Annotated in this window: 13 protein-coding genes and 1 tRNA gene; 10 read left to right on the forward strand and 4 right to left on the reverse strand. The window is 61.1% G+C overall.

Annotated elements, in window-relative coordinates; all coding sequences use genetic code 11:
* The 3 genes from PI246_RS11285 (at nt 1) to PI246_RS11295 (ending at nt 7,664) form a co-directional block, all read left to right on the forward strand.
* Nucleotides 1-4,908, forward strand: a complete 4,908-nt coding sequence (locus PI246_RS11285) for an Eco57I restriction-modification methylase domain-containing protein (protein ID WP_320551396.1) — start codon at nt 1-3, stop codon at nt 4,906-4,908.
* A gap of 9 nt (nt 4,909-4,917) precedes the next feature.
* The gene (locus tag PI246_RS11290; protein WP_320551397.1) at nt 4,918-6,903 is read left to right on the forward strand and encodes a hypothetical protein; all 1,986 of its coding nucleotides are present in this window, start codon (nt 4,918-4,920) and stop codon (nt 6,901-6,903) included.
* Between the two features lie 281 nt (nt 6,904-7,184).
* Nucleotides 7,185-7,664: a 3'-5' exoribonuclease gene (locus tag PI246_RS11295; protein WP_320551398.1), complete on the forward strand. Its 480-nt coding sequence runs from the start codon at nt 7,185-7,187 to the stop codon at nt 7,662-7,664.
* Nucleotides 7,665-7,673: 9 nt separating this feature from the next.
* On the opposite strand, the gene PI246_RS11300 is transcribed toward PI246_RS11295, so the two are convergent.
* Nucleotides 7,674-8,048, reverse strand: a complete 375-nt coding sequence (locus PI246_RS11300; protein ID WP_320551399.1) for an antitoxin Xre/MbcA/ParS toxin-binding domain-containing protein — start codon at nt 8,046-8,048, stop codon at nt 7,674-7,676.
* Between the two features lie 301 nt (nt 8,049-8,349).
* Between PI246_RS11300 and PI246_RS11305 the strand changes: the two genes are divergently transcribed.
* The 3 genes from PI246_RS11305 to PI246_RS18490 all read left to right on the forward strand — a co-directional run bounded on the left by PI246_RS11305 (nt 8,350) and on the right by PI246_RS18490 (nt 13,197).
* Nucleotides 8,350-10,788 (forward strand): DDE-type integrase/transposase/recombinase, encoded by a 2,439-nt coding sequence (locus PI246_RS11305; RefSeq protein WP_320551400.1) that lies wholly within the window; start codon nt 8,350-8,352, stop codon nt 10,786-10,788.
* A 161-nt stretch (nt 10,789-10,949) separates the two neighbouring features.
* Nucleotides 10,950-11,843 carry a hypothetical protein gene (locus PI246_RS11310; protein ID WP_320551401.1) on the forward strand — a complete coding sequence of 298 codons (894 nt, stop codon included), beginning with the start codon at nt 10,950-10,952 and terminating at the stop codon, nt 11,841-11,843.
* The gene (locus PI246_RS18490; RefSeq protein WP_369335411.1) at nt 11,830-13,197 is read left to right on the forward strand and encodes a TniQ family protein; all 1,368 of its coding nucleotides are present in this window, start codon (nt 11,830-11,832) and stop codon (nt 13,195-13,197) included. Before PI246_RS11310 ends, PI246_RS18490 begins: the two co-directional genes overlap by 14 nt.
* Nucleotides 13,198-13,337: 140 nt before the next feature.
* On the opposite strand, the gene PI246_RS11315 is transcribed toward PI246_RS18490, so the two are convergent.
* Nucleotides 13,338-13,413, reverse strand: a tRNA-Ile gene (locus PI246_RS11315).
* A gap of 118 nt (nt 13,414-13,531) precedes the next feature.
* On the opposite strand from PI246_RS11315, the gene PI246_RS11320 reads away from it, so the two are divergent.
* From PI246_RS11320 to PI246_RS18560, 4 genes are read left to right on the forward strand one after another with little or no spacing between them, the layout of a single operon-like run.
* Nucleotides 13,532-14,191 carry a DUF3348 domain-containing protein gene (locus PI246_RS11320; RefSeq protein ID WP_320551402.1) on the forward strand — a complete coding sequence of 220 codons (660 nt, stop codon included), beginning with the start codon at nt 13,532-13,534 and terminating at the stop codon, nt 14,189-14,191.
* A 3-nt stretch (nt 14,192-14,194) separates the two neighbouring features.
* Nucleotides 14,195-16,582, forward strand: a complete 2,388-nt coding sequence (locus PI246_RS11325; protein ID WP_320551403.1) for a DUF802 domain-containing protein — start codon at nt 14,195-14,197, stop codon at nt 16,580-16,582.
* Nucleotides 16,579-17,226 (forward strand): OmpA family protein, encoded by a 648-nt coding sequence (locus PI246_RS11330; protein ID WP_320551404.1) that lies wholly within the window; start codon nt 16,579-16,581, stop codon nt 17,224-17,226. Before PI246_RS11325 ends, PI246_RS11330 begins: the two co-directional genes overlap by 4 nt.
* Nucleotides 17,216-17,599: a DUF2894 domain-containing protein gene (locus PI246_RS18560; RefSeq protein ID WP_407069807.1), complete on the forward strand. Its 384-nt coding sequence runs from the start codon at nt 17,216-17,218 to the stop codon at nt 17,597-17,599. Before PI246_RS11330 ends, PI246_RS18560 begins: the two co-directional genes overlap by 11 nt.
* Nucleotides 17,600-17,688: 89 nt before the next feature.
* Here the strand turns inward: PI246_RS18560 and PI246_RS11340 are convergent, their stop codons facing one another.
* On the reverse strand, nt 17,689-19,239 hold the full coding sequence (locus PI246_RS11340; protein WP_320551405.1) for a glycoside hydrolase family 30 protein: 1,551 nt from the start codon (nt 19,237-19,239) through the stop codon (nt 17,689-17,691).
* 132 nt (nt 19,240-19,371) lie between these two features.
* Nucleotides 19,372-21,231 carry an RNA polymerase sigma factor RpoD gene (gene rpoD / locus PI246_RS11345; protein ID WP_320551406.1) on the reverse strand — a complete coding sequence of 620 codons (1,860 nt, stop codon included), beginning with the start codon at nt 21,229-21,231 and terminating at the stop codon, nt 19,372-19,374.
* Between the last annotated feature and the right edge of the window lie 160 nt (nt 21,232-21,391).

A 21,391-nucleotide genomic window follows, 5' to 3' on the forward strand; every position in this document is an offset into this window, starting at 1 on the left:
ATGGCCAAAAAGCCTCTCCACCAGCTCGCCTACCGCGCCATCCGTATCGAAGGCGGCCTACTCCCCGCCGAAGAACTGACGCGCCTCACCCTGCTGGCCGACCCGAAGGCCACCGAGCAGACCGAAGCCCAGTACCGCATTGCCAAGGGCCTGAAGCTTCGCGACGAAATCGCCCGAGACTTCAAAATTGCTCTGACGCTCTGGAAGGACTTCCAGGCCCTGCGTCAGCGGCTAGACGTGCGGGCTCACGACGTCACCGTGCGCGAATGGCTGCTGCCACTGCTACGCGATGTGCTTCACTTCCATGACGCCGCACCCTGTCCAGCCATTGAACACGCCGGTCACCACTATGCCGTTGGCCATGCCGGCAGCGATGGTCGCGTGCCACTGGTCTTCGCGGGCTTCGACCGGCCATTAGACAGCGCTGCGGAACACTTCGGCGAGACCAACCCTGACACCGGCAAGACCCGCCGCCGCAGTCCCTTCATGCTGGCGCAGGAGGCGCTGAACGCTAGCGATGCGTCGCTTTGGGCCATCGTCAGCAACGGTCTAACGTTGCGCATTCTGCGCGATAACGTCAGCCTCACGCGCCCGGCCTATATCGAGGTCGACCTTGAGGCGATGTTCACTGAGGAGCTGCTGGCCGACTTCAGCGCCTTCTGGCTGTTGGCCCATGCCTCTCGCTTCGGCGCAGCCGAGACGCCGCCCGCCGACTGCCCCTGGGAGCGTTGGCGAGCTGCAGGACAGCAGGCCGGCGTCACGGTGCGAGGCAAGCTTCGCTATCAGGTGGCCGAGGCGCTGCGGGCGCTGGGCACGGGATTCTTGTCGCACCCGGGCAACAGCGCTCTGCGTGCCGCACTGCAGATCACCCAGGACGGCTACGACCGGCAGGCCTTCTTTGAAGAGCTGCTGCGACTGGTTTACCGCCTCATCTTCTTAGCCACGGTGGAAGACCGCCGCGACCGGGGCACCGGCGAACGCCTAGTGTTCGCCCCAGACGCCAGTGACGAGGCTAAGGCCCGATACCTGTCCGGCTACTCCATCACCTGGCTGCGCGAGCGGGCTGTGCGCCACAGCCAGCACGATCGCCATGCGGATCTGTGGCAAGCGCTGAGCATCACCTTCGGTGCCTTGGGTGTCGGTGAACCCGCTTTGGGTCTGCCTGCGCTAGGCGGTCTGTTTGATGCCGACCAGTGCCCACGCCTCGACGCCGCCCATCTCGACAACCGTCACCTGCTGACCGCCGTGTTCCAGCTCGGCTGGTTTCGCGCCGATGGCAGCCTTTCACGCGTCAACTACCGCGACATGGGTCCCGAGGAGCTGGGCAGCGTGTATGAAAGCCTGCTGGAGTTGGTACCGGACCTGCAGAGTTTGGCGTCGCCTGCCACGGCGCGGCTTGCCTTCGTCGGCGATGACGAGAGCGACGCCAGTACCAAGGGCAATAAGCGCAAGCTAACGGGCAGCTACTACACGCCTGACAGCCTGGTGCAAGAACTCATCAAGAGCGCGCTGGAGCCGGTCATCGCCCAGACAGTGAAGGCCAACCCGGAGCAACCGGTGCAGGCGCTGCTGGCACTGACCGTGTGCGACCCCGCCTGTGGCAGCGGCCACTTCCTCCTCTCGGCTGCCCGCCGCCTCGCCGACGAGGTGGCGCTGCACCGTGCCGCTGCAGAGCGAGAAGGTGGAGCTCCAACGCCAGCCGACTACCGCCACGCGCTGCGCGACGTAGTCAGCCACTGCATCTTCGGCGTGGACAAGAACCCGATGGCCATCCAGTTGGCCAAGACAGCGCTATGGCTGGAGGCCTATTCGCCCGACCGGCCGCTGAGCTTCGTTGACCATCACCTTCGCGTAGGCGATGCGCTGTTGGGTGTGCTGGACCCCAAGGTGTTGGAGGACGGCATCCCCGATGAGGCGTACACCGCGCTCTCTGGCGACGACAAGGCTGTAGCCAGCGCCCTCAAGAAGCAGAACAAGATCGACCTGAAGAGCTGGCGCCAGATTACCGGCGGTGACCTCCTGACGCAGGCAGGCATGGCTGCGGAGGCTGTCAGCGTCGAGATCCTCGATGACGACACGCCCGAGCACCTGGCCGCCAAACGCAAGGCCTGGACTACGGCGCAGGCTGAGGCACAGCGGAGCAGCTTTGCTCGGTTGGCCGATACTTATGTTGCCGCCTTCCTGGCACCCAAGCTGGTCAGCGCTGGCGACACTGTGCCGCTGTCGGGCTATATGTGGAGCGTGCTGAGCGGCCAGGCGCCCAAAGCGGAGGTGGAGGATGCTGCTCAGGCGTTGTGTCGCCAGCACAGCGTCTTCCACTGGTGGCTAGCCTTCCCGCAAGTCGTGGCCAAAGGTGGCTTTAGCGTGATGCTGGGCAACCCGCCGTGGGAACAGCTTCAGCTCAGCGAGGAAGAGTTCTTCGCGCCTCGTGCACCGTCTGTGGCCGCACTCGCCGGCGATAAGCGCAAGAGGGCGATTGCCGAACTGGAGCGCACGACGCCTTGGTTGTGGGGGCAGTTCCACAGCGCTAAACGGCAGTACGACGCTGCAAACCTGTACTTCCGCGCGAGTGGGCGTTTTCCGCTTACAGCCTTCGGCAAGCTCAACACCTATGCCTTGTTCGCTGAGACGTTCTTGCAGGCGACATCAGCAAAGGGGCGCGCAGGGTTCATCGTTCCCACCGGCATAGCTACCGACGATTCCACCAAGGCTTACTTCGACAATATCGCAAGCGGCGGACGGTTGGCGAACCTCTACGACTTTGAGAACAGCAATGCCGTGTTTCCTGCAGTACATCGGAGCTACAAGTTCTCGCTATTGACGCTCGGGGCTTCGCCTCAGGCCGAGTTCGTCTGCTTTGCCACCCAGGTCGAGCACGTCGGAGACCTCCGTCGTCGCTTCACACTGACACCTGAGGATTTCGCCCTCATCAACCCCAATACTCGGACTTGCCCGGTCTTTCGCAGCGAGCGCGATGCCGAGCTGACCAAGAAGCTTTACCGAGCCGCCCCCGTGCTCATCGCCGAGGCTGCGACGGATGAAGATGGCAAGCTACTGCGGCCCGAGGTGAACCCGTGGGGAATCTCATTCTCACAGGGCATTTTCAACATGACCAGCGACAGCGGCCTGTTCGAGAGCACTCCCGCCGCGCCCGACCAGCCCGTCCGCTTGCCTCTGTATGAGGCGAAGATGATTCATCAATTCGACCACCGCTGGGCGACCTATGTGGACGCCGGCAGTGGCGCGACAGGCCAGGTGGAACCTGCCGATGTCTGCGACGCGCAAAAGTGCGACTCCGCCTTCACCGTGCGCCCACGCTACTGGGTGGACGAGCGTGAGACACTGACCCGCATTGCCCGAGTACCTACCCGCGTGGCGCGAGCCTGGGTGGCGCTGCACGCAGCGCGAGATGTAGGGGATCCAGCCGTACCGGACGCTGCGCTGGTTGACCTGCTGCTGGCGCTGGCCCGATGGGTGGCAGGCGAGATATTTCACCGTATAGCGGGGCAGGCTCCCATCGCAGTCGGCTGGACACCGGCACAAGCCCATCCCCACATCGCGCCAACCGAGGTACAGCTCAAGGCCAGCTTTCCGCGCCTGTACGATGTACTGCGCGGGGAAGGTCTGACGACCAAGAAGGCGCTGGTCGAGTTTCCCAAGTGGGCGACGCAGAACCAGGACGCACGCCTGGACGACGATGAGCTGACGACCCTGGCGGAGACCCTGCGCACAAGTGCGTTGGCGGAATCACTGCGCATGATGCTCGACTGTTGGATGGACAGCCGTAGCCCACGTTGGCTGATGGGATGGCGTCGAAATGCGCGCTCCACCGACGAGCGCACAACTATCGCGACCGTCATGCCGCGATCAGCGCAAGGTGACAGTGTTTTCCTCTTTTCGTTTCCTAACACCGCTACTGGTCCGGCGTGCGCTGCTTTCGTCGCCGGGCTGAACTCGCTGCCGTTTGATTTCGTCGCGCGCCAGAAGGTCGGCGGGATCAACTACAGCTTCTATTTCATGAAACAGTTGCCAGTGCTGCAGCCTGACCGCTATACAGACGCCGACCTCGACTTCATCGTCCCTCGCATCCTCGAGCTCACTTACACCGCGAACGACCTGAAGGCTTGGGGCCAGAACCTCGCCGCTTACGACCCGCGCCCCGCCAGCGAGCAGGGCAAACCATTTGCATGGAACCCCGAGCGCCGTGCCCAACTGCGCGCCGAGCTCGACGCCTACTACGCCCGCCTCTACGGCCTCAACCGCGACGAACTGCGCTACATCCTCGACCCCAAGGACGTTATGGGTGCCGACTACCCTAGCGAGACCTTCCGGGTATTGAAGGAAGGTGAAATTAAGACCTACGGTGAATACCGGACGCGCAGGTTAGTGCTGGAGGCGTGGGATCAGCAGGCCAGCATATTGGCTGCGGTACAGCCGGTTTTCATTTCGTACTCCGAGCACGGAATGATTCGCAGCGCCGAAGAAGGCAGGCTGGCTGGTCTGGTGACGGCACTGGTCGCCGAGCGAACGGAGCGCAGTTCGCTGGCGGACCTCCAGTCAGCAGTAGCTGTGTTGACGGCGGCAGCGCACTACTTGGACGCAGTCGACGGACCGCGCTTTGATGCCTTGCGAGATTCACTCGGGATCGCAGACGTAACGCCGCTCCTGAGCAGAATCCTGCCCATCGTGCAACGCCTGGTTAGCGCAGATGTGCTTGTGCGTTCAACGCAGGGTAGTGAAGCCTTCTTTGCGCGAGGCATCGGCGCGCCGCCTGCCGATGTCATCCAGCTACCAGAACACCCCGACGCTGCTCGACTTCTGTGGCTGGCCGAGAGTCGGCGCAAAACGCTGGAGGCCGATAAGAGCGGCGCAGTGCCCGCAAGTCCCAAGGCAACCGGCACACAGTAAGAGGACGCCATGTCAACCTGGCTCAAGGTGAATAGTCCGGTCCGCACGCAACCCAGGCTTTGGGTTGAAACGATATGGCTGGTTGAATCCCGTGATCCGCTGGTGCTCATGCGGACGATCAATCTGCACACTGGGCTGAACATCGTCTGGGCCAAAGAGTCCGCCTCGAACGACGCCACGGGATTGGCGAGCGCAGGTCATGGCGTCGGTAAGACCTCACTGTGTCTGCTGCTGAGGTATGTGCTAGGTGACGATGCGCCGACCATTACCGGTCTGCGCAACAAGGCTGCTGGCAGTTTTCCCAAAGGTGGTGTCGCGGCGAAGGTCCACGTAGATGACGACGTTTGGCTGGTTTTCCGTCCGTACGGCTCGTACAGCCACTCCATGGCTTCTCAATGCGATGAGCTGGACTCGTTGCTCAATGGCACCGCGCCGAACGACTTCGACGGCTACGGTCGCGCGTTGGAGCAGTTCTCGATTGGCCGGTTTGCAGCCCGCTCCCTGCCTGGAACAAATCAGCCGCTCGAGTGGCGCCATCTACTGGCCTGGTGCATTAGGGAGCAGCGAACCAGGTTCGACGGCTTCTACCACTGGCGTGAAGGCGAAGGTCTGGGTTTCAAGCGGCCACGGCGAGATCCGCCGCTGCTGGTCGGCTCTGTGCTGGGTCTGGTGGACCAGGAGTTGGATCGGCTTCTGCGTGACATCGAGGCCGAACAGAAGCAGATCGAACAGCACAAGGAGCGCATCCCAGAGCTCGAAAGAGCGCCGGCTTTTGCGTTGGCTCATGCCGACCGTCAACTTCGCCTGAGGGTACGAGCCGGAGAAGACGAGCCCGTGTTCGCGACCACGGTTGGCGAATCCGTCGAATCACGTGTTCAAACCGCCCTGCAGGCTGCTGAGCGGGACGAGAGCCGATGGGAGCAGGAGGTGGCGCGGGCGGAGGATGTTTTGGCAGAAGAACAGGTGCGCCTGCTTGAGTTGATCAAGGCTCGCGACCGAGCCGACCTCGAGGTCGGTATCGCGAAGTCCCTGGTGGATACGAATCACGCAGACTATGAACGCCTCACCAAGCTGCGGGAAAGGCTACAGGGGCTTGAAGGGGGCAGATGCGATCTTGGCGATATCGAGTTCAATGCTTGTCATTACATCCAAGAGCGCAAGAACGCGGTCAGCATCACTTGGTTCCAGGACGGTAGACACGCCAAGGCGAGCAATCCTGAACTGAACAGACGCTACGAGGATCGGAAGCTAGCTTTCGAAAAGCTTGCAACAGCGGTATTGGCCCAAGAGAAGGCCATCACCGAGCAGAAGGCTGCGCTTCGCCGTCTGCGTGTCAGCATTGCCACCAGCGAGAGTGCGCGGACGTTTTTGAAAAAGTCCTGGGACGAGCTTCAAGAGCAACACACGCGAAGGGCACAGGGCGGCGACACGACCGAATTAGTCGAGGCCCGAAAACAACTGCAGAAGCACGAAACTGCGTTGGGTTCGCTTCGGGCGAACGAAGTCAGGCGAAAATCGCAGCAGTCGTCGAGAGTCGATGCCCTCAAGGCTTTGACGGCAGCTGTGTCGACCAGAATACTAGGGGCCGCAGGATACGCGCGCTTCGTCCCTGAACACGAGGTTCGCCCATTCGAAGTTGCGCGCGGCGGCGAGGCGTACCAGGTGCTGGAGGTGCTCCTCGGAGACATTGTCTGCCTGCTTGACTCCGCGATGTCGGACGCCAGCAACCATCCGGGCTTTCTGGTTCATGACTGTCCGCGAGAAGCGGACATGAGCGAACTCTTGTACCGGGAGTTCTTCCTCGCCGCAGCCGAGGCAGCTGAGCAACTTGGCAAGGACGGCCGAGTGCCGTTCCAGTTCATCGTCACGACGACCTCTGCGCCTCCGCCAGCGCTCCAAGGGGAGCGAAGTGTGGTGCTTGAGCTAGAGCCAAGTGTCGAAGAGAAGCTGCTCTTCCGGCGGGAACTACAACCCCTGCTTTCTAGTTTTGAATGATGCCCATATAGAGTGCTTAAATCTCAAATTTCCTCGCCGCTCCATGCTCAGACATCGGTACTCCCCAGTATTTCTTCGAGGGGAATTTCTCCAAAGACGCTGTGTTGTGCTGCTGCAATCGCCCATGCAATTGCTCAATCCATTTAAGCCGATCGCAGCAAACGCGTAAGATCTTCTTCCTTCAGTTGCATTCATTAGTTCTTGATTTAGACACGCCATTCCACTGTCAATTCGACATAGTTGATCGTCGCGTCGATAAACCGAACTGCAGGATTCCGACTATGGACCTCTTTCTCGACTGCGAATGGGCAGACACCCTTGCATCCGAACTTGTTTCAATCGCACTCATCTCCCTAAATGGGAAGAAAATTTTCTACGCGGAGCGCGATCCTCTACCCTCTGACCCGATTCCTTGGACCAGGACGGTGGTGTATCCCCTGCTGGAACGCGGTGCATCAGCCAAAAGCGACGCTGATATGACTCGCGCTCTTCGTGAGTTTCTCGCCGACATCGATAGCCCGCGAATACTGTATGACTTCGGTGCTGATCGCAGCCTATGCCAATATGTAATTGATGGATTTGAGGTTCCTGATCCAAGCGGGCCACTGCCGCTCGGCCTCGAGTGGCGCCTATGTGACGAACTCAGAGCAGACGTTGAAAGGTGGTGGTCTAGCAATCGAGATCAAGCGCTAAGGCGTCACCATGCATTGGTTGACGCGCAAGCGTTGCGGGCAGCGTACATGAACCGCAACCACTGTTAGATACATCATTCAGCCGGCGAAACCCGACTGAATTGAGCTTAGATACTCCAGAAGGTCAGTTGCGCGACCATGAGCGGTAAGAAACAGGGGCGTCTGGCCATCAAAAGCCACGAGCGGCTGTCTCAGCCAGGCAACTGTTTTAGAGCGGTCGCACGATATCTCTTCAGCTGCAAGCACCACCCGATCGACATCATCCAAGAACACTCGTATCGAGCGGGAGGCCATCGGCTGCTCTGAACGAGGATCATCGATAGCTAAAGCCAGGGCAAGATCTTCGATCGGAATCGTAAAACGTCTCGCACAATCATTTAGCGCATCGATGTCTTCCGGACTTAACGCTGCCCCGCGCGTACCACGCCTAATTTTATCGCTCTGATCGGACACGTGCGCACCTCAATCTGGAGTGGTGAGTTTTCTGAAGACGCAGCTATTCAAGCATAGGTCGTGTCCGTAGTGATTGCCGTAGATAGCATTGCTGCCTTCCTGTGCCACCCATGAGGCTTGGCGGGACCAAAAAGATAGATTTCTAACGACGAATTACAGGAAAAATTCAAAAGCCGTCGTCACGATTTTCTAAATATTGCGCGCAGCCACATAAAGAGAGACATTCCGCTTCAAGCAATTCGGCCTGGCGGATCGTTGCTACGGATCCATGTTCGGCGCACCAGCGTGGAGGTGGTTGCCAATGACTCCGAATGTCGTTTCGAGAGAACAACTTGATCTTCTTGGCCTGACAGCTGCCGGAACTCAGTATGTTCTTGATGTGCGCGATTCACCGCCAAGCCGCAAAGTTGGCCGGAAGAGGCGTCGCAATCTGATCTTGGAAGTGCCTATGCGCTGTGTCCACGCGGTGTTACAGGCCGAATCATTGACAGGCGAGTATTGCTTTCTGCTGGAACTGGATCGTCGTAATGACGTGGTTGCGGTATTCGATCAACCGATAACAGTAAAAGTCGAAATTACTGATTGTCGAGGGCGGCAGACGAGAACGCTGTACACAGCTGATTACCTTGTCGTGTACGAGTCGCGTGTCTGCGCGATCGAACTCAAGACAGACGGCGAACTATCCCAGCTGATCAAATCTAGGCCACAAGATTGGCAAATCGAAGAAGGTTGCTATCGTTACCTTCCAGCGGAACGCCTCTTTGGTGCGATGGGCATCGACCATGTCGTCATACCAAACAGCGCATTCAACACCATTCGAGCGGACAATCTTGGAATCCTGAACTCCGTCCGAGACGTTCCTGATACGAAGAGATATCGCAAGGCGCGCATTGGTCTCATGCAACTCCTGCAGGATGAGAAGACAATGCTTCTTGCGGATATTTTGGAACGGGTGGGCGATACGGATGCGACACCCATACTACAGCTGATTGGCTCAGGCGAACTATTTGCCGACCTAGACAACGTCACGCTCTCAGATCCAGCTAGCGTGTGGGTCTCTGTTGATCCAAGCTTGGCGCGCACTGCGCAGGAAGCCAGCGCTGGCATGACGCTTCATCTCGATACTTCAGTGCTTGATGACGATGAAGTTATAGATCCGCACTACGCACTCGAGGTCGCAACACGCCTCCTTGTGGCACAAGGCCTATCTAAAACTGGCAGGCGTGGAAAACTGCTGTCCGAGAGAACTATAAGAAGGCATAGAAGCGCTTTCGCTAGAAGCAACGGCAAACTGATCGCGCTTCAGCCGAAGTGGGCAAATTGTGGAAATCATGAGCTTCGCATCAGTAACGCTCATCAAGCCTACCTCACTGCATGCATTCGTGAAGGCAAGCGTGACCCGGATCATTCAAGCATCAGCCAGTGCTTTGAACGATACAAAATGGCGTTTGACTCGGCTCGTGAAGACCTGGGTTTCTACGACACCAGGCCGGTCGTTCGGTCGACCTTCTATAGCTATTTCGACCGAACCTCTTTTAGAAGCAGCGATTCCTATCACAAAGGTGGTAGGCGCCTTGAGAACGCTGATTCAGAGTCAATCGACCCGAAGAATAAGTCCCTAGTCGTTAGCCGACCCTTTGCGGTCGCGCACATTGATCACTGGAAGTGCGATTTCTTTCTTGTTGTTGGTGTCGTCAACGGAAAGGTCATAGTCGCAAGGCCATGGCTGACGGCGATGGTTGATGCATTCTCTGGCGAGGTGCTTGCGGTATGGCTTTCCTTCGCAAATCCGAGCCGAAGATCGTGCACGATGGTGATTCGGGATTGCGTGCGGCGCCACAACAAACTTCCGGAAATGATCATTGTCGATGGCGGAAGCGATTTCCGAAGCGTGCACTTCCAAGTCATGCTTGCAACGTTAGGCGTAATTCGCTGTGAAAGACCTCCGGAGGACCCACGCTTTGGACAAGAGGTGGAACGTCTCTTTGGCGCCTTCAAAGAGCGATTTGCGCGAGGTCTTCCTGGCTTTGGCATAAGCATAGAAAAGTCCCGCGCAGTCTCGGCATCCTTCAAGTCCCAAAAGAGAGCAACTCTATCGCTCCTAGAAGGATTCAACGTACTGGAGGCGTACGTCTTCCAGGGCTATAACCATTCTCCAAAGCCAGGAGAAAACTCGTCTAGATACGCCATGAAGGAACGCGCACTGCGCTTCTATCCCCATTGTGGCCGCCCTACCGAATGGGATCTAAGGTTTCTTATCGCAACATCAATCGAAGCTCCCGGCAGTGGTTACACGCTATGGCCGGGACGCGGTCTGCATGTGAACGACAACTGGTACACATCTTCCCGGCTCGCTGCATATCGCGGGTACAAGAAGGACCTCATCGTACGCCTAGAGCCATATGCGGACAGCGTCGTTTACGTCTACTTAGATGGCAAATGGATGGTTTGCCTGAGCTCCCGAGCAAAGCTTCAATTCGCCATGACCGAGCGAAGCCTCCTAATGGCCACAGCTGAGCGCTCTGATCTACGGGCAGTCCGCAAGGAACTAGAAAACGAGATGACGCGGTGCGCCGCTTCAATCGTCAATCAAGAGCTGGAAGAGATCGCGAAGAAGAGATCGTCACATCCAGTGCAACTTGGTGGCGAAAGTTCTTCCATCGCATCGAGCGACACCCGGGCCGAACGGGTGCTTTTTAGCTTTGATGATATCGAGCCCTACGCGAACGACGCAGGCTAATGCAAAAGGTCTCTCGTGTTACTCAAGGTGTAATCCGTCATCGCCTCTTGGAAGAGGCGAGAGACATATTTATCCCCATGAGTCGCGACGCAGGCGAAGGACTTGTAATTCTACTGCTAGGGCCGACACAGAGCGGCAAGTCAATAGTCTTCCAGGAGGTTGTGCGTGAACTCAAGGGGGCGTTCGTGGATAGCCGCCCTGGAGCGATTCCAGTAGCTGAGCTCCAAATAGAAACCGTCGGGGACGGACGAGCCAAGCCGAAGTGGTTAGGGCTTGAGCTCCTTAAAGTTCTTCGGCATCCGATCTATGAGCACATCGGTGCCCTTGATGAACATGAACATTACTTTCCTTCCAAAGGAAGGGATGAAGGGACCATGCGCGTCGCCCTCAAATCCGCCCTCAATGGAAGATATACACGCCGCGTTTGCCTTGATGAGGTCCATCTTCTTACCAGAACAAAGGATCCGGAGCTCAGAGCAGCCATCCTCGAATCTGTCAAATGCACCTGTGCGATCAATCGGACCCTGATCGCATGCGGTGGCTATGAAATCGCTTATAAGGGGTTATTTGATTCCCCACACTTTAGTGGACGTGTTGTGACTTGCGATTTCGGCCACTACGAGAGCGGCCGTAGGGACGATGTTCGTGACTGGGTGCGCATACTCAAGACGTACAGCCAACACCTAAAGCTGAAGCCGGACACACTTCTGGTAGATGAGTTTGAGGCCCTCATGCTGATGACCAACGGAGTAGTTGGTCTGCTCGACAAATTGTTATGGCGCGCCCAGATAACAGCCAACTCAAAGAAGTCATCGATAGACCGAGGCACACTTTTTAGTAGTGCGCCGCCGGCCAAGGAACAGGCCTCCATTGCCAAGGATATTGCTGAAGGGAAGGCCGCTCTCGAATTGAGCAAGGGTTCTCCAGTCCGCGAAACACGTGATGATTCGAGTAAAGAGGAGAAAAAGACGGGAGCAAGCCGAAGAGCAAAGGCGTTCGAAAGAAGTCCAGATCGAAATTCTGCAATGGAAATATCGATCCATGACGACGACTGACTACCTTCCTATCGTCCCATTAGGCTTGGAAACGATCGAAATAGAAGGGTTTGGCTCCGTTTTTTGCCGAATGGCGCAAGCACATAACGTGTCCGTCTATACGCTCGCTATGCACCTTCGCCACTGGTGGAGGCAACGCCACCCTAATGACGACAGAGCAAAAGTGAACGTCATCAACGCCACAAACCCCATGCTGTGCGGATATGGTCCCAACGTTGAGGCGTACGTCTCTATCGTTCGAGAGGCCACTGGATCCGAGACCATTGCGCGAACGACACTGCTCGCTCTCAAGAATGAATTGGATCCGAATGGTCACAGTGCCGTACGCTGGAATCGAGCTTGGTGCCCTGCCTGCCTGGACGAAGCGTATCGAGATGGCCGGCAATTCTATGATCGACTCGCTTGGGCCATCCCCGCTATTCAACGTTGCGCGATCCATAAGATCAGCCTCTCTACGAATTGCCCCACCTGTCATGCGCCTCAGCTGCATTATCACCACCTGGGAGCGATGGATCATTGCTGCAAGTGCAAGAATTCTCTACGCAGTGCGCCGGACACTTGGGTGGCGGCCCCGCAGGTCCCACTGTATGAGCGCGAGTGCCTCGATATTGTTATGAAGATATCCATGGGGGAACTATGGATCGCGCCGGAAGCCTATAGAGTCTTCATCACGACTTTTGCGGAGTATCTATCGCCTCTCGGGAAAAAAATATCGAGGTTCGCCTATAAGGCGCCCCGACGACCACAACTAGCGAGAGAAGGTCGGCCACCTAGATTGGATACGCTTTTAAGGCGATGTGCTGCGTTTGGTGTCAATCCTACGGATGTCCTCAGCGATCCGGAGGGCACCGCAAAGTCTGCGTGTCTTCTGGAGTTCGCTCGGCTTGATCTTCCTTCTTCCGCTAAGCCTCGAAGAGCCGCCGAATTGATTAATTTGGCAAGATCTCGGTTAGAAAATGAGCTTAACGAAGCTGGGTTAGATACAGTTCCGTCGCTTCGACAAATAGCCCGCGAAGTAGGGGTATCTACGGGGTTTCTCAACTTTCATTTTCCAGACCTAATCAAGAAGTACTCCGCGCTACGGAAGGCAAATAGCAGGAAGTCAATACAGCGGTCGCGAAAACAAGCTCTCAACTTTCTGCTGGCTGGCCCGATATTTCAGTACCCCTCGTCAGAGTTCTCAAGCCAAGATCGTTTGGTTGAAGCGACGGTCGAGCACACTGGAATCGGAGTTCATGCTGCAAGGCTCGCAGTAAAAGCTGCTCTCAAAGAGCGATTCGGCTGGCAGTCCTACGAGAAGTACAGGAAGAGACGCCGTCGCGATCCGACGGCCAAATGGCCTCCATGTGATTAACATAATGCCCCTTGCCGCATGTCGAGGGTATGTAGTTATGCTCGCACCTGGACAAACTTGGCGGATATCCATCGAAGATTGGCCAGACCGGACAAACTTTGATGGATCGCGCACGTGTCGCTCTAAACCCTTAGTACGCATGGTGGGCCCACCAGGATTCGAACCTGGAACCAAGGGATTATGAGTCCCCTGCTCTAACCGTTGAGCTATAGGCCCTTGCGGGTCGGGAAGTGTACCCAAACCCGTTCGCCCGCGGCCATCGCGATCTTTCGCAGGGCGCGGTCCCGGCGGGGTGGCCGCTTGAGGTAAACTGGTCGTTTTTCAGCCAGATAGCATGGTGCAAGCCTCTTTACGGCCATCCGTCCGCGGTTCGACGTTTGTCCGCCTCCTTGCGCGACTGACCGACGCCGATCCTGCTCCGGTGGGTGGGTCGGTGTCCGATCGGTTGGGTATGTGGCTCGACTGGAAACAGGCCATCGGCCTGTCTTCGGCGCTGGAAGGCAAGCTGCCCGAGCCCGTCGAGGGCGTGGGGGCCTTCGATGCCGCGGTGGAGGCCGAATGCGCCCAGGCGCGGGTCACGCTGGTGGAGGCCATCGAGGCGGAGCGGGGCAGGGAGATGCCGCCCGGGGCGGACGTCGCGGCGTTCCGGGCGCGTTATCTCCGGCACCAACGGGCGATCCAGGCCGCGACGGGAAGCCTGCGGGGGCGATTGCGCGATCTTCTCGCCGCCGGCTCGCCGGAGGCGGCGCGTCTGGCCGAGGTCGACGCCTTCATGGAGTCGACGCTGAGCCCGCGGGAGCACCGGCTCATGGCGGGCGTGCCGACGTTGCTGGGCGATCGCTTCGAGCGCCTGCGCGCGGGCGCCGCCGAGGGCGACCTCGCGTGGCTGGATATCTTCCGGCGGGACATGCAGGACGTCCTTCTCGCCGAACTGGACGTGCGTTTTCAACCGGTCGAAGGGCTGCTCGCGGCGCTTCGCGGTATCAACGGGTAAGTCATGATCAGAAACTCGCTTCTCGCCATCGTGTTCGCGCTGGGCCTCGCGGCCGTCTTCTGGGTCGGCCTCGGTTACGTCGGGTCCAACCCGCTGGGCGCGGCCGTAGCCGGCCTGATCGGCGTGTGCTATCTCGCCGGCGCGTGGGAACTCGTCCGTTACCGTCGCGCCACCGACTCGCTTCGTGGGGCGCTGGGCGAGTTCGATGACGCGACGCCGGGCCTGCCCGACTGGTTGCAGCGGCTGCATCCCGACCTGCGTCACGCCGTGCGCCTGCGCGTGGAGGGCGAGCGGGTGGCCTTGCCCGCGCCGACGTTGACGCCGTACCTGGTCGGTCTGCTCGTGCTGCTGGGCATGCTCGGCACGCTGCTCGGCATGATGGCGACGCTGCGCGGCACCGGCATCGCCCTGGAAAGCGCTACCGATCTCCAGGCCATCCGCGGCTCGTTGGCCGCGCCGGTGAAGGGCCTGGGTTTTGCCTTCGGTACGTCGATCGCGGGCGTAGCGAGTTCGGCGATGCTGGGCCTGTTGTCCGCGCTGTGCCGTCGTGAGCGCGGCGACGTGGTGCGCGACCTGGACACCAGCATCGCCACCCGGCTGCGCGTCTACTCGCAGGCCCACCAGCGCGAGGAGTCGTTCCGCCTGCTGAAAGAGCAGTCCAGCCTCCTGCCGGTGCTCATGGACCGCATGGCGTCGATGATGGCCGCCATGGAACAGCAGAACCGCACGGCGAGCGAGCGCCTCGTCGCCAACCAGGCGTCGTTCCATGCCAACACGGAGGCCGTCTATACGCGCCTGGCCTCGTCCGTCGAGCAGTCGATGACGACGGGTATCGCCGAGAGTGCGCGCCTGGCGGGCGACGTGCTGCAACCGGTGGTGGAGTCCACGATGGCCGCCCTGGCGCGCGAAACGGCGTCGCTGCATGAGAAGGTCTCGCAGGCGGTCGAGCGTCAGTTCGAGCAACTGGCGCGCGGTTGGGAAGCGAACGGTACTGCCATCACCACCGCCTGGCACGACGCCCTGGCGGCGCAGCGGCAAACGAACGAAGCACTGTCGCACGACCTCGGGCAGTCGCTGGACGGCTTCGCCGCGCGCTTCGACGAACGCTCGGCGAGCCTGGTCGACAGCCTTGCGTCGCGCCTGGATGCGTCCGCGAGCCATGCCGCCACGGCGTGGAGCGACGCGCTCGGCAAGCAGACGGCCGTGAACGACGCGCTGGCCGAGCGGCAGCAGACAGCCCTTGCGGCCGTCATGGCGGCCCTGGAAGAGCAGGCCGCCGCCTGGGTGCGCAGCGTGCACGCGTCGCAGGCCGAGTGGCAGCAGACGCTCGCCACGCGCGACGAAGATCGCCTGAACGCATGGACGGACGCCTTGTCCGCGAACACCGCCGCCCTCAGCCAGCAGTGGGAGCGCGCGGGCGAACACGCCACGAGCCGACAGCAGGCGATCTGCGACACCCTCGAACAGGTCGCCGAGGGCATCGCGGCACACGCCCAGGCCCACGCGAGCGCCACCGCGGCGGAGATCTCGCGCCTCGTCGAGGCCGCCGCGCAGGCACCCAAGGCCGCGGCCGACGCGATCGCCGAACTGCATCGTTCGCAGGCGGCGCTGCAGGAGACGCTCGCCGCCCATGACGACGATCGTCTCAAGGCATGGGCGCACACGCTGGCCGACGCCACCGCGGCGCTCACGCACCAGTGGGAGCGTGCGGGTGAACAGGCGACGAGTCGTCAGCAGGCGATCTGCGATGCGCTCGAACGGACGGCCGAGACCATCGCCGCGCAGACGCAGACGCATGCCAGCGCGACCATCGCCGAAATGTCCCGCCTGGTCGACGCGGCGTCGGACGCACCCAAGGCCGCGGCCGACGTGATCGCCGAACTGCGCCAGAAGCTCTCCGACAGCATGCAGCGTGACACGGCGATGCTTGAAGAGCGCACGCGTCTGCTCGAAACGCTGCAGACCCTGCTCGATGCGGTGAACCACGCCTCGACCGAGCAGCGCGCCTCCGTGGACGCCCTCATCGGCACCTCCGCCGATCTGCTCGAACGCGTCGGCACGCGCTTCACCGATCACGTGGAAGCGGAAACCGGCAAGCTGGGCGTGGTCGCGGAGCAACTCGCCGCCAGTGCCGCCGGCGTGGCGAGCCTGGGCGACGCCTTCGGCGGCGCGGTGCAGCAGTTCGGGCAGTCGAACGAGGCCTTGATGCAGCGCTTGCGCGAGATCGCCGACGCGCTCGATAAGTCGCTCGTGCGCAGTGACGAACAGCTGGCGTACTACGTTGCGCAGGCGCGCGAAGTGGTCGACCTGAGCGTGCTGTCGCAGAAGCAGATCATCGACGACATGCGTCACCTCGCCGAGCGCCGCCCCTCGGGCAAGGCCCGCGCATGAGCGACGACATCGATCTCGACGGCGAAACGGGCGCACCGATCTGGGCCGCCTTCGGCGACCTGATGTCGGTATTGCTCGGGGCATTCGTGCTGATCCTGGTCGGCGTCATCGGCATGCAGTTGCAGTTGTCGAGCAAGCTCGACGAGGCCGTGAAACAGCGCCAGGCGGAAGCGCAGCGTCGGGTGACGCTGGAACAGGCACTGGCGGCGCCCCTGGCGGCCGGTCGCGTCACCCTCGTCAACGGTCGCATCGGCATCAGCGGCAGCGTGCTGTTCGCGCTCAATTCGGATCAACTGCAGCCGGAAGGGCGCGAACTCCTGAAGAGCCTCGCCGGGCCGCTTACGCGCTATCTCACGTCGCGCGAAGACATCCTCATGGTCAGCGGCTTCACCGACGACCAGCCGGTGCATGACGGCAACCGGCGTTTCGCCGACAACCTCGAGCTGTCGGCACAGCGCGCCTTGACCGTCACCCGCGCCCTGATCGACGAAGGCGTGCCGCGCTCGTCGGTGTTCGCCGCGGCGTTTGGCGCGGAGCAGCCGGTCAGCTCCAACAGCGACGACGCGGGGCGTGCGAAGAACCGTCGCGTGGAAATCGCGCCGGTGCCCAAACCCTCGGCCCCGGCGGCCCCGCATGCGCCCTGACACGCCACGCCCGCGCGGACCCCTCGGGCAACTCGTCGACGAGATGTCGCGCCCGTCGACCTATCCGGACCTCCCGTTGCTGGACGAGGTCCGGCGCCTCTGGACGCAGGTCCGTTCGGAGAGCCAGCTGCGGCTCTCCCATGAGCCCGCGCCCAGCGGAGCGGGGCCGCTCAACTCCGCTGCGCTGGTGTATCGCGCCATCGCGCTGATGCGTGAACAGTCCCCGGACTACCTGCGGCATTTTCTGTCGTACGTCGATGATCTGTCGTGGCTGGAGCAGGTGCATGCCGCCGCGAAACCGTCTGTCGCAAAGCAGGCCCCCGGCGTCGCGGCCACGCCCAAGCGCGCCCGCAAGGGCCGTTCGGGAACATAGCGAGAGAACACGAAAAAGCGCGGCTCAAGGGCTGGGCTGGAACCCCCTTGCGGCAACCCCTTTGGAGGCGCCGTCGCCTGCCGCCCGAGCTAAAGCGCTCGCCTCACCCACCAGATCGCCCGCTTCGCCAGGCCCACGGCTTTATCGGGCATCCACACGAACGTCGCCACGCTTTGCGCGGGCATCGTGTACTCGAAGCGCGCCTGTCCTTCGGCGATCGCGATATGCCGCGCGTCCTTGTGGCTGTTGACCATCACCAGCACGATCGAGCCGTCGGTGGCGTTCCAGAACGCGACGTTGGCGAGGTCCTTGTCCGGCTGGTTGGATTGCACGCGGCTGGCGTCCGGCAGCACGAAGCGGCTGAAGTGCGCGAGGGCGTAGTACTCGTCGTTGCGGCTGACCTCGCCGGTGCGTGAGTCGATCAGCACCACGCCCTTGCACAGGCTGCATCCGCCGAAATGCGGGCCATGGTTTTCATCCAGGGCGAGGTTCCAGTAGACGACACCGCGCGCCCACTGGCGAATGCTTTCGATCAGCAGGTTGCGCGAGAACCAGATCAGTTCGCCGTTGGCGGCCGAGGCCCAGTCGCCGCCGGAGCATTCGGTCATGTACGTGTCCTTGTCGGGAAACGCGCGGTGGACCTTGCCCTGGTTATAGGGGTTGCCTTCGTAACAGTGCCACGCCACGCCGTCGACGTAGCGCGCGGCGTCCGGATGCGAGAGCACCTCCAGCGGCTGCTCGGGATGGCTCCAGTTGTGATCCCACTCCAGGATCTGTGTGCGTGGCGTGCGTTTCGCCAGGCGCGGCCCGAGGTAGTTGGCGATGATGCGTGCCCGCTGGGCCGCCGGCATCTGCATCCCGGGATAGGTGATCGGCTGGAACGCCGGTTCGTTCTGCAGGCTCAGGCCGAAGATCGGGATGCCGTGGCGCCGATACGCGTCGACGTACTTGATGAGGTAGTCGGCGTAGACGCTCTCGTCGTCTTCGGACAGTTCGCCGCCGAGCACGTTGGTGTTGACCTTCATCCAGGCCGGCGCGCTCCATGGCGTGGCGAGGATGCGTATGCCCGGGTTGATCGCGAGCGCCTCCTGCACCACCGGCACGAGGTCGGGGAGGTTGGGCGCGATGTTGAAGTGCTTGAGGTCGGGATCGGTCTGGCCGAAGAAGATGTCGTCGAGCGTATAGACATTCAACGAGAAGTCCGACGAACCGATCGTCAGGCGCATCATGTTGAAATTCAGATGCGGCGGCGGCCCGTAGAGTTCGTCGAGCAGCGCCTTGCGTTGCGCCGGATTGAGCTTGTTGCGCAACAGCCAGGCCGAGGCGTCGGTCATCGCCGCGCCGAAACCGACCATGGTCTGGTAGGTCTTGCGCAGGTCGACGGTGACGTCGGCCGGTTGCGATCCACGCGCGGTCATGGGGATGTCGTGCTGCTGGGCGAGCTTCAGTCGACGGTCGGCGGTGCTGAGCCAGACCTCGACGACGGGCAGGGTCGCCGGCGTGGTGGGCGAGGCGGACGCCTGCTCGCGCTCGATGCGCTGGATCTGTCCCGGTGCGGCCAGCGCCAGCACCGACACCAGCACGATCAGGGCGGCGAAGAACGCCGTGGCCCGGCCGGAATCCGCACCCCGTTCATCCATGGGGTGGGCTCGTCCGACGGCTCGGGTAGGTTTTCGAAGGGGTCACGGCACTCCCCGCCAGGCGACAGGACTCGCGGTCACGATACAAAAAAACGCCCGCTTGCGCGGGCGTTTTTTCTTGCCGGATGGCGATCAGTCGATGTCGAGGAACGACCGCAGGGTTTCCGACCGGCTCGGGTGGCGCAGCTTGCGCAGGGCCTTGGCTTCGATCTGACGGATGCGCTCGCGGGTCACGTCGAACTGCTTGCCGACTTCTTCCAGCGTGTGATCCGTGTTCATGTCGATGCCGAAGCGCATGCGCAGCACCTTGGCCTCGCGCGGCGTGAGGCCGGCGAGCACGTCGCGGACGGTTTCCATGAGGCCGGTTTCCGTGGCCGACTCGATGGGCGAGCTGGCGTTGGTGTCCTCGATGAAATCGCCAAGGTGGGAATCCTCGTCGTCGCCGATCGGGGTTTCCATGGAGATCGGCTCTTTCGCGATCTTCAGCACCTTGCGGATCTTGTCCTCGGGCATTTCCATTTCCTTGGCCAGTTCTTCGGGCGTCGGCTCGCGGCCGAACTGCTGGAGCATCTGGCGGGAAATGCGGTTGAGCTTGTTGATCGTCTCGATCATGTGCACCGGGATGCGGATGGTGCGGGCCTGATCGGCGATGGAACGGGTGATGGCCTGGCGGATCCACCACGTGGCGTACGTGGAGAACTTGTAGCCGCGACGGTATTCGAACTTGTCCACCGCCTTCATCAGGCCGATGTTGCCTTCCTGGATGAGGTCGAGGAACTGCAGGCCGCGGTTGGTGTACTTCTTGGCGATGGAGATCACCAGGCGAAGGTTGGCCTCGACCATTTCCTTCTTGGCGCGGCGGGCCTTGGCCTCGCCCACCGACATGGCGCGGTTGATTTCCTTGATGTCCGTCAGCGGCAGGTAGAGCGTGCGCTCGATCTGGGCAAGCTTCTCCTGCTCCGCGTCGATCACTTCGCGGAAGTTCTTGATGTTCGGCGACCACTTCTGGCGCTTGCGCGACAGCTCGGCAGCCCACTCGAGGTTGCCCTCGTTGGACGGGAAGCTCTTGAGGAACTCGGCGCGCGGCATCTTCACCTGCTTGACGAAGATGTCCATGAGCACGCGCTCGTGGTGGCGGATGTCGTTCACCACTTCGCGCAACTTGCGCACGAAGCTGTCGATAAGCGCCGACGGCAGCTTGAGGTTGAGGAACGCCTCGGACATCTGCTCGCGGATCTTCGCGACCTTCTTGTCGTTGATCTCGGCCTTGGGCGCGGACTTCTGGAACTTGCCGTGCAGCGAGCGCAGTTCTTCCATGCGCCGCTTGACCTCTTCGGGGTCCGGACCGCTCGGGCCCTCGTCCTCGTCGGACGCCGTGCCGTCGTCGGTTTCGTCGTCGTCGTTGGCATCGGCCTCGACCTCGGGCAGCTCGGCGGCGGCGGCCTGGGCCTGGTCTTCGGCCGCCTCGACGTCGGCGAAGCCGGCGAGGATTTCGCTCAGGCGGCGCTTGCCTTCGAGGTGCTGGTCGTATTCCTCCAGCAGCAGCTGGATGGTGAGCGGGAACGAGGCGAGCGCGGTCTGGACCTGGTTGAGGCCCTCTTCGATGCGCTTGGCGATGGCGATTTCGCCCTCGCGGGTGAGCAGCTCGACCGTACCCATTTCGCGCATGTACATGCGCACGGGGTCGGTGGTGCGACCCACTTCGGAGTCGACGGCCGACAGCAGCGCCACGGCTTCCTCGGCGGCGGACTCGTCGTCGGACGATGCGCCCGGGGCCGCGCCGTCGCTGATGGTGTCGGTATCGGGCGCGGAGTCGTGCACCTCGATGCCGACGCCCTTGAGCACGGCCATGATGTCTTCGATCTGCTCCGGATCGACGATGTCGTCGGGGAGGTGATCGTTGATCTCCGCGTACGTCAGGTAGCCCTGCTCGAGGCCCTTGGAAATGAGTTGCTTGATTTCCGATTGTTGCTCGTGAGCTTTGTTAGTCATGCCGACCGCCGCGGGTTACTGGAACCGATCAGTATAGTCATTTGATGATTTTTTGACCAGTTTTCAAGTGGATGGGGCTCCAACCCGACACGCAAGAATCGCGCCAGAACGAGCGCTGTTGGCCCGGCGGACGCGTCGGTGAGGGAGGCGAAAGGGGCAA

Source organism: Luteibacter sahnii (assembly GCF_034063545.1).
Classification (GTDB): domain Bacteria; phylum Pseudomonadota; class Gammaproteobacteria; order Xanthomonadales; family Rhodanobacteraceae; genus Luteibacter; species Luteibacter sahnii.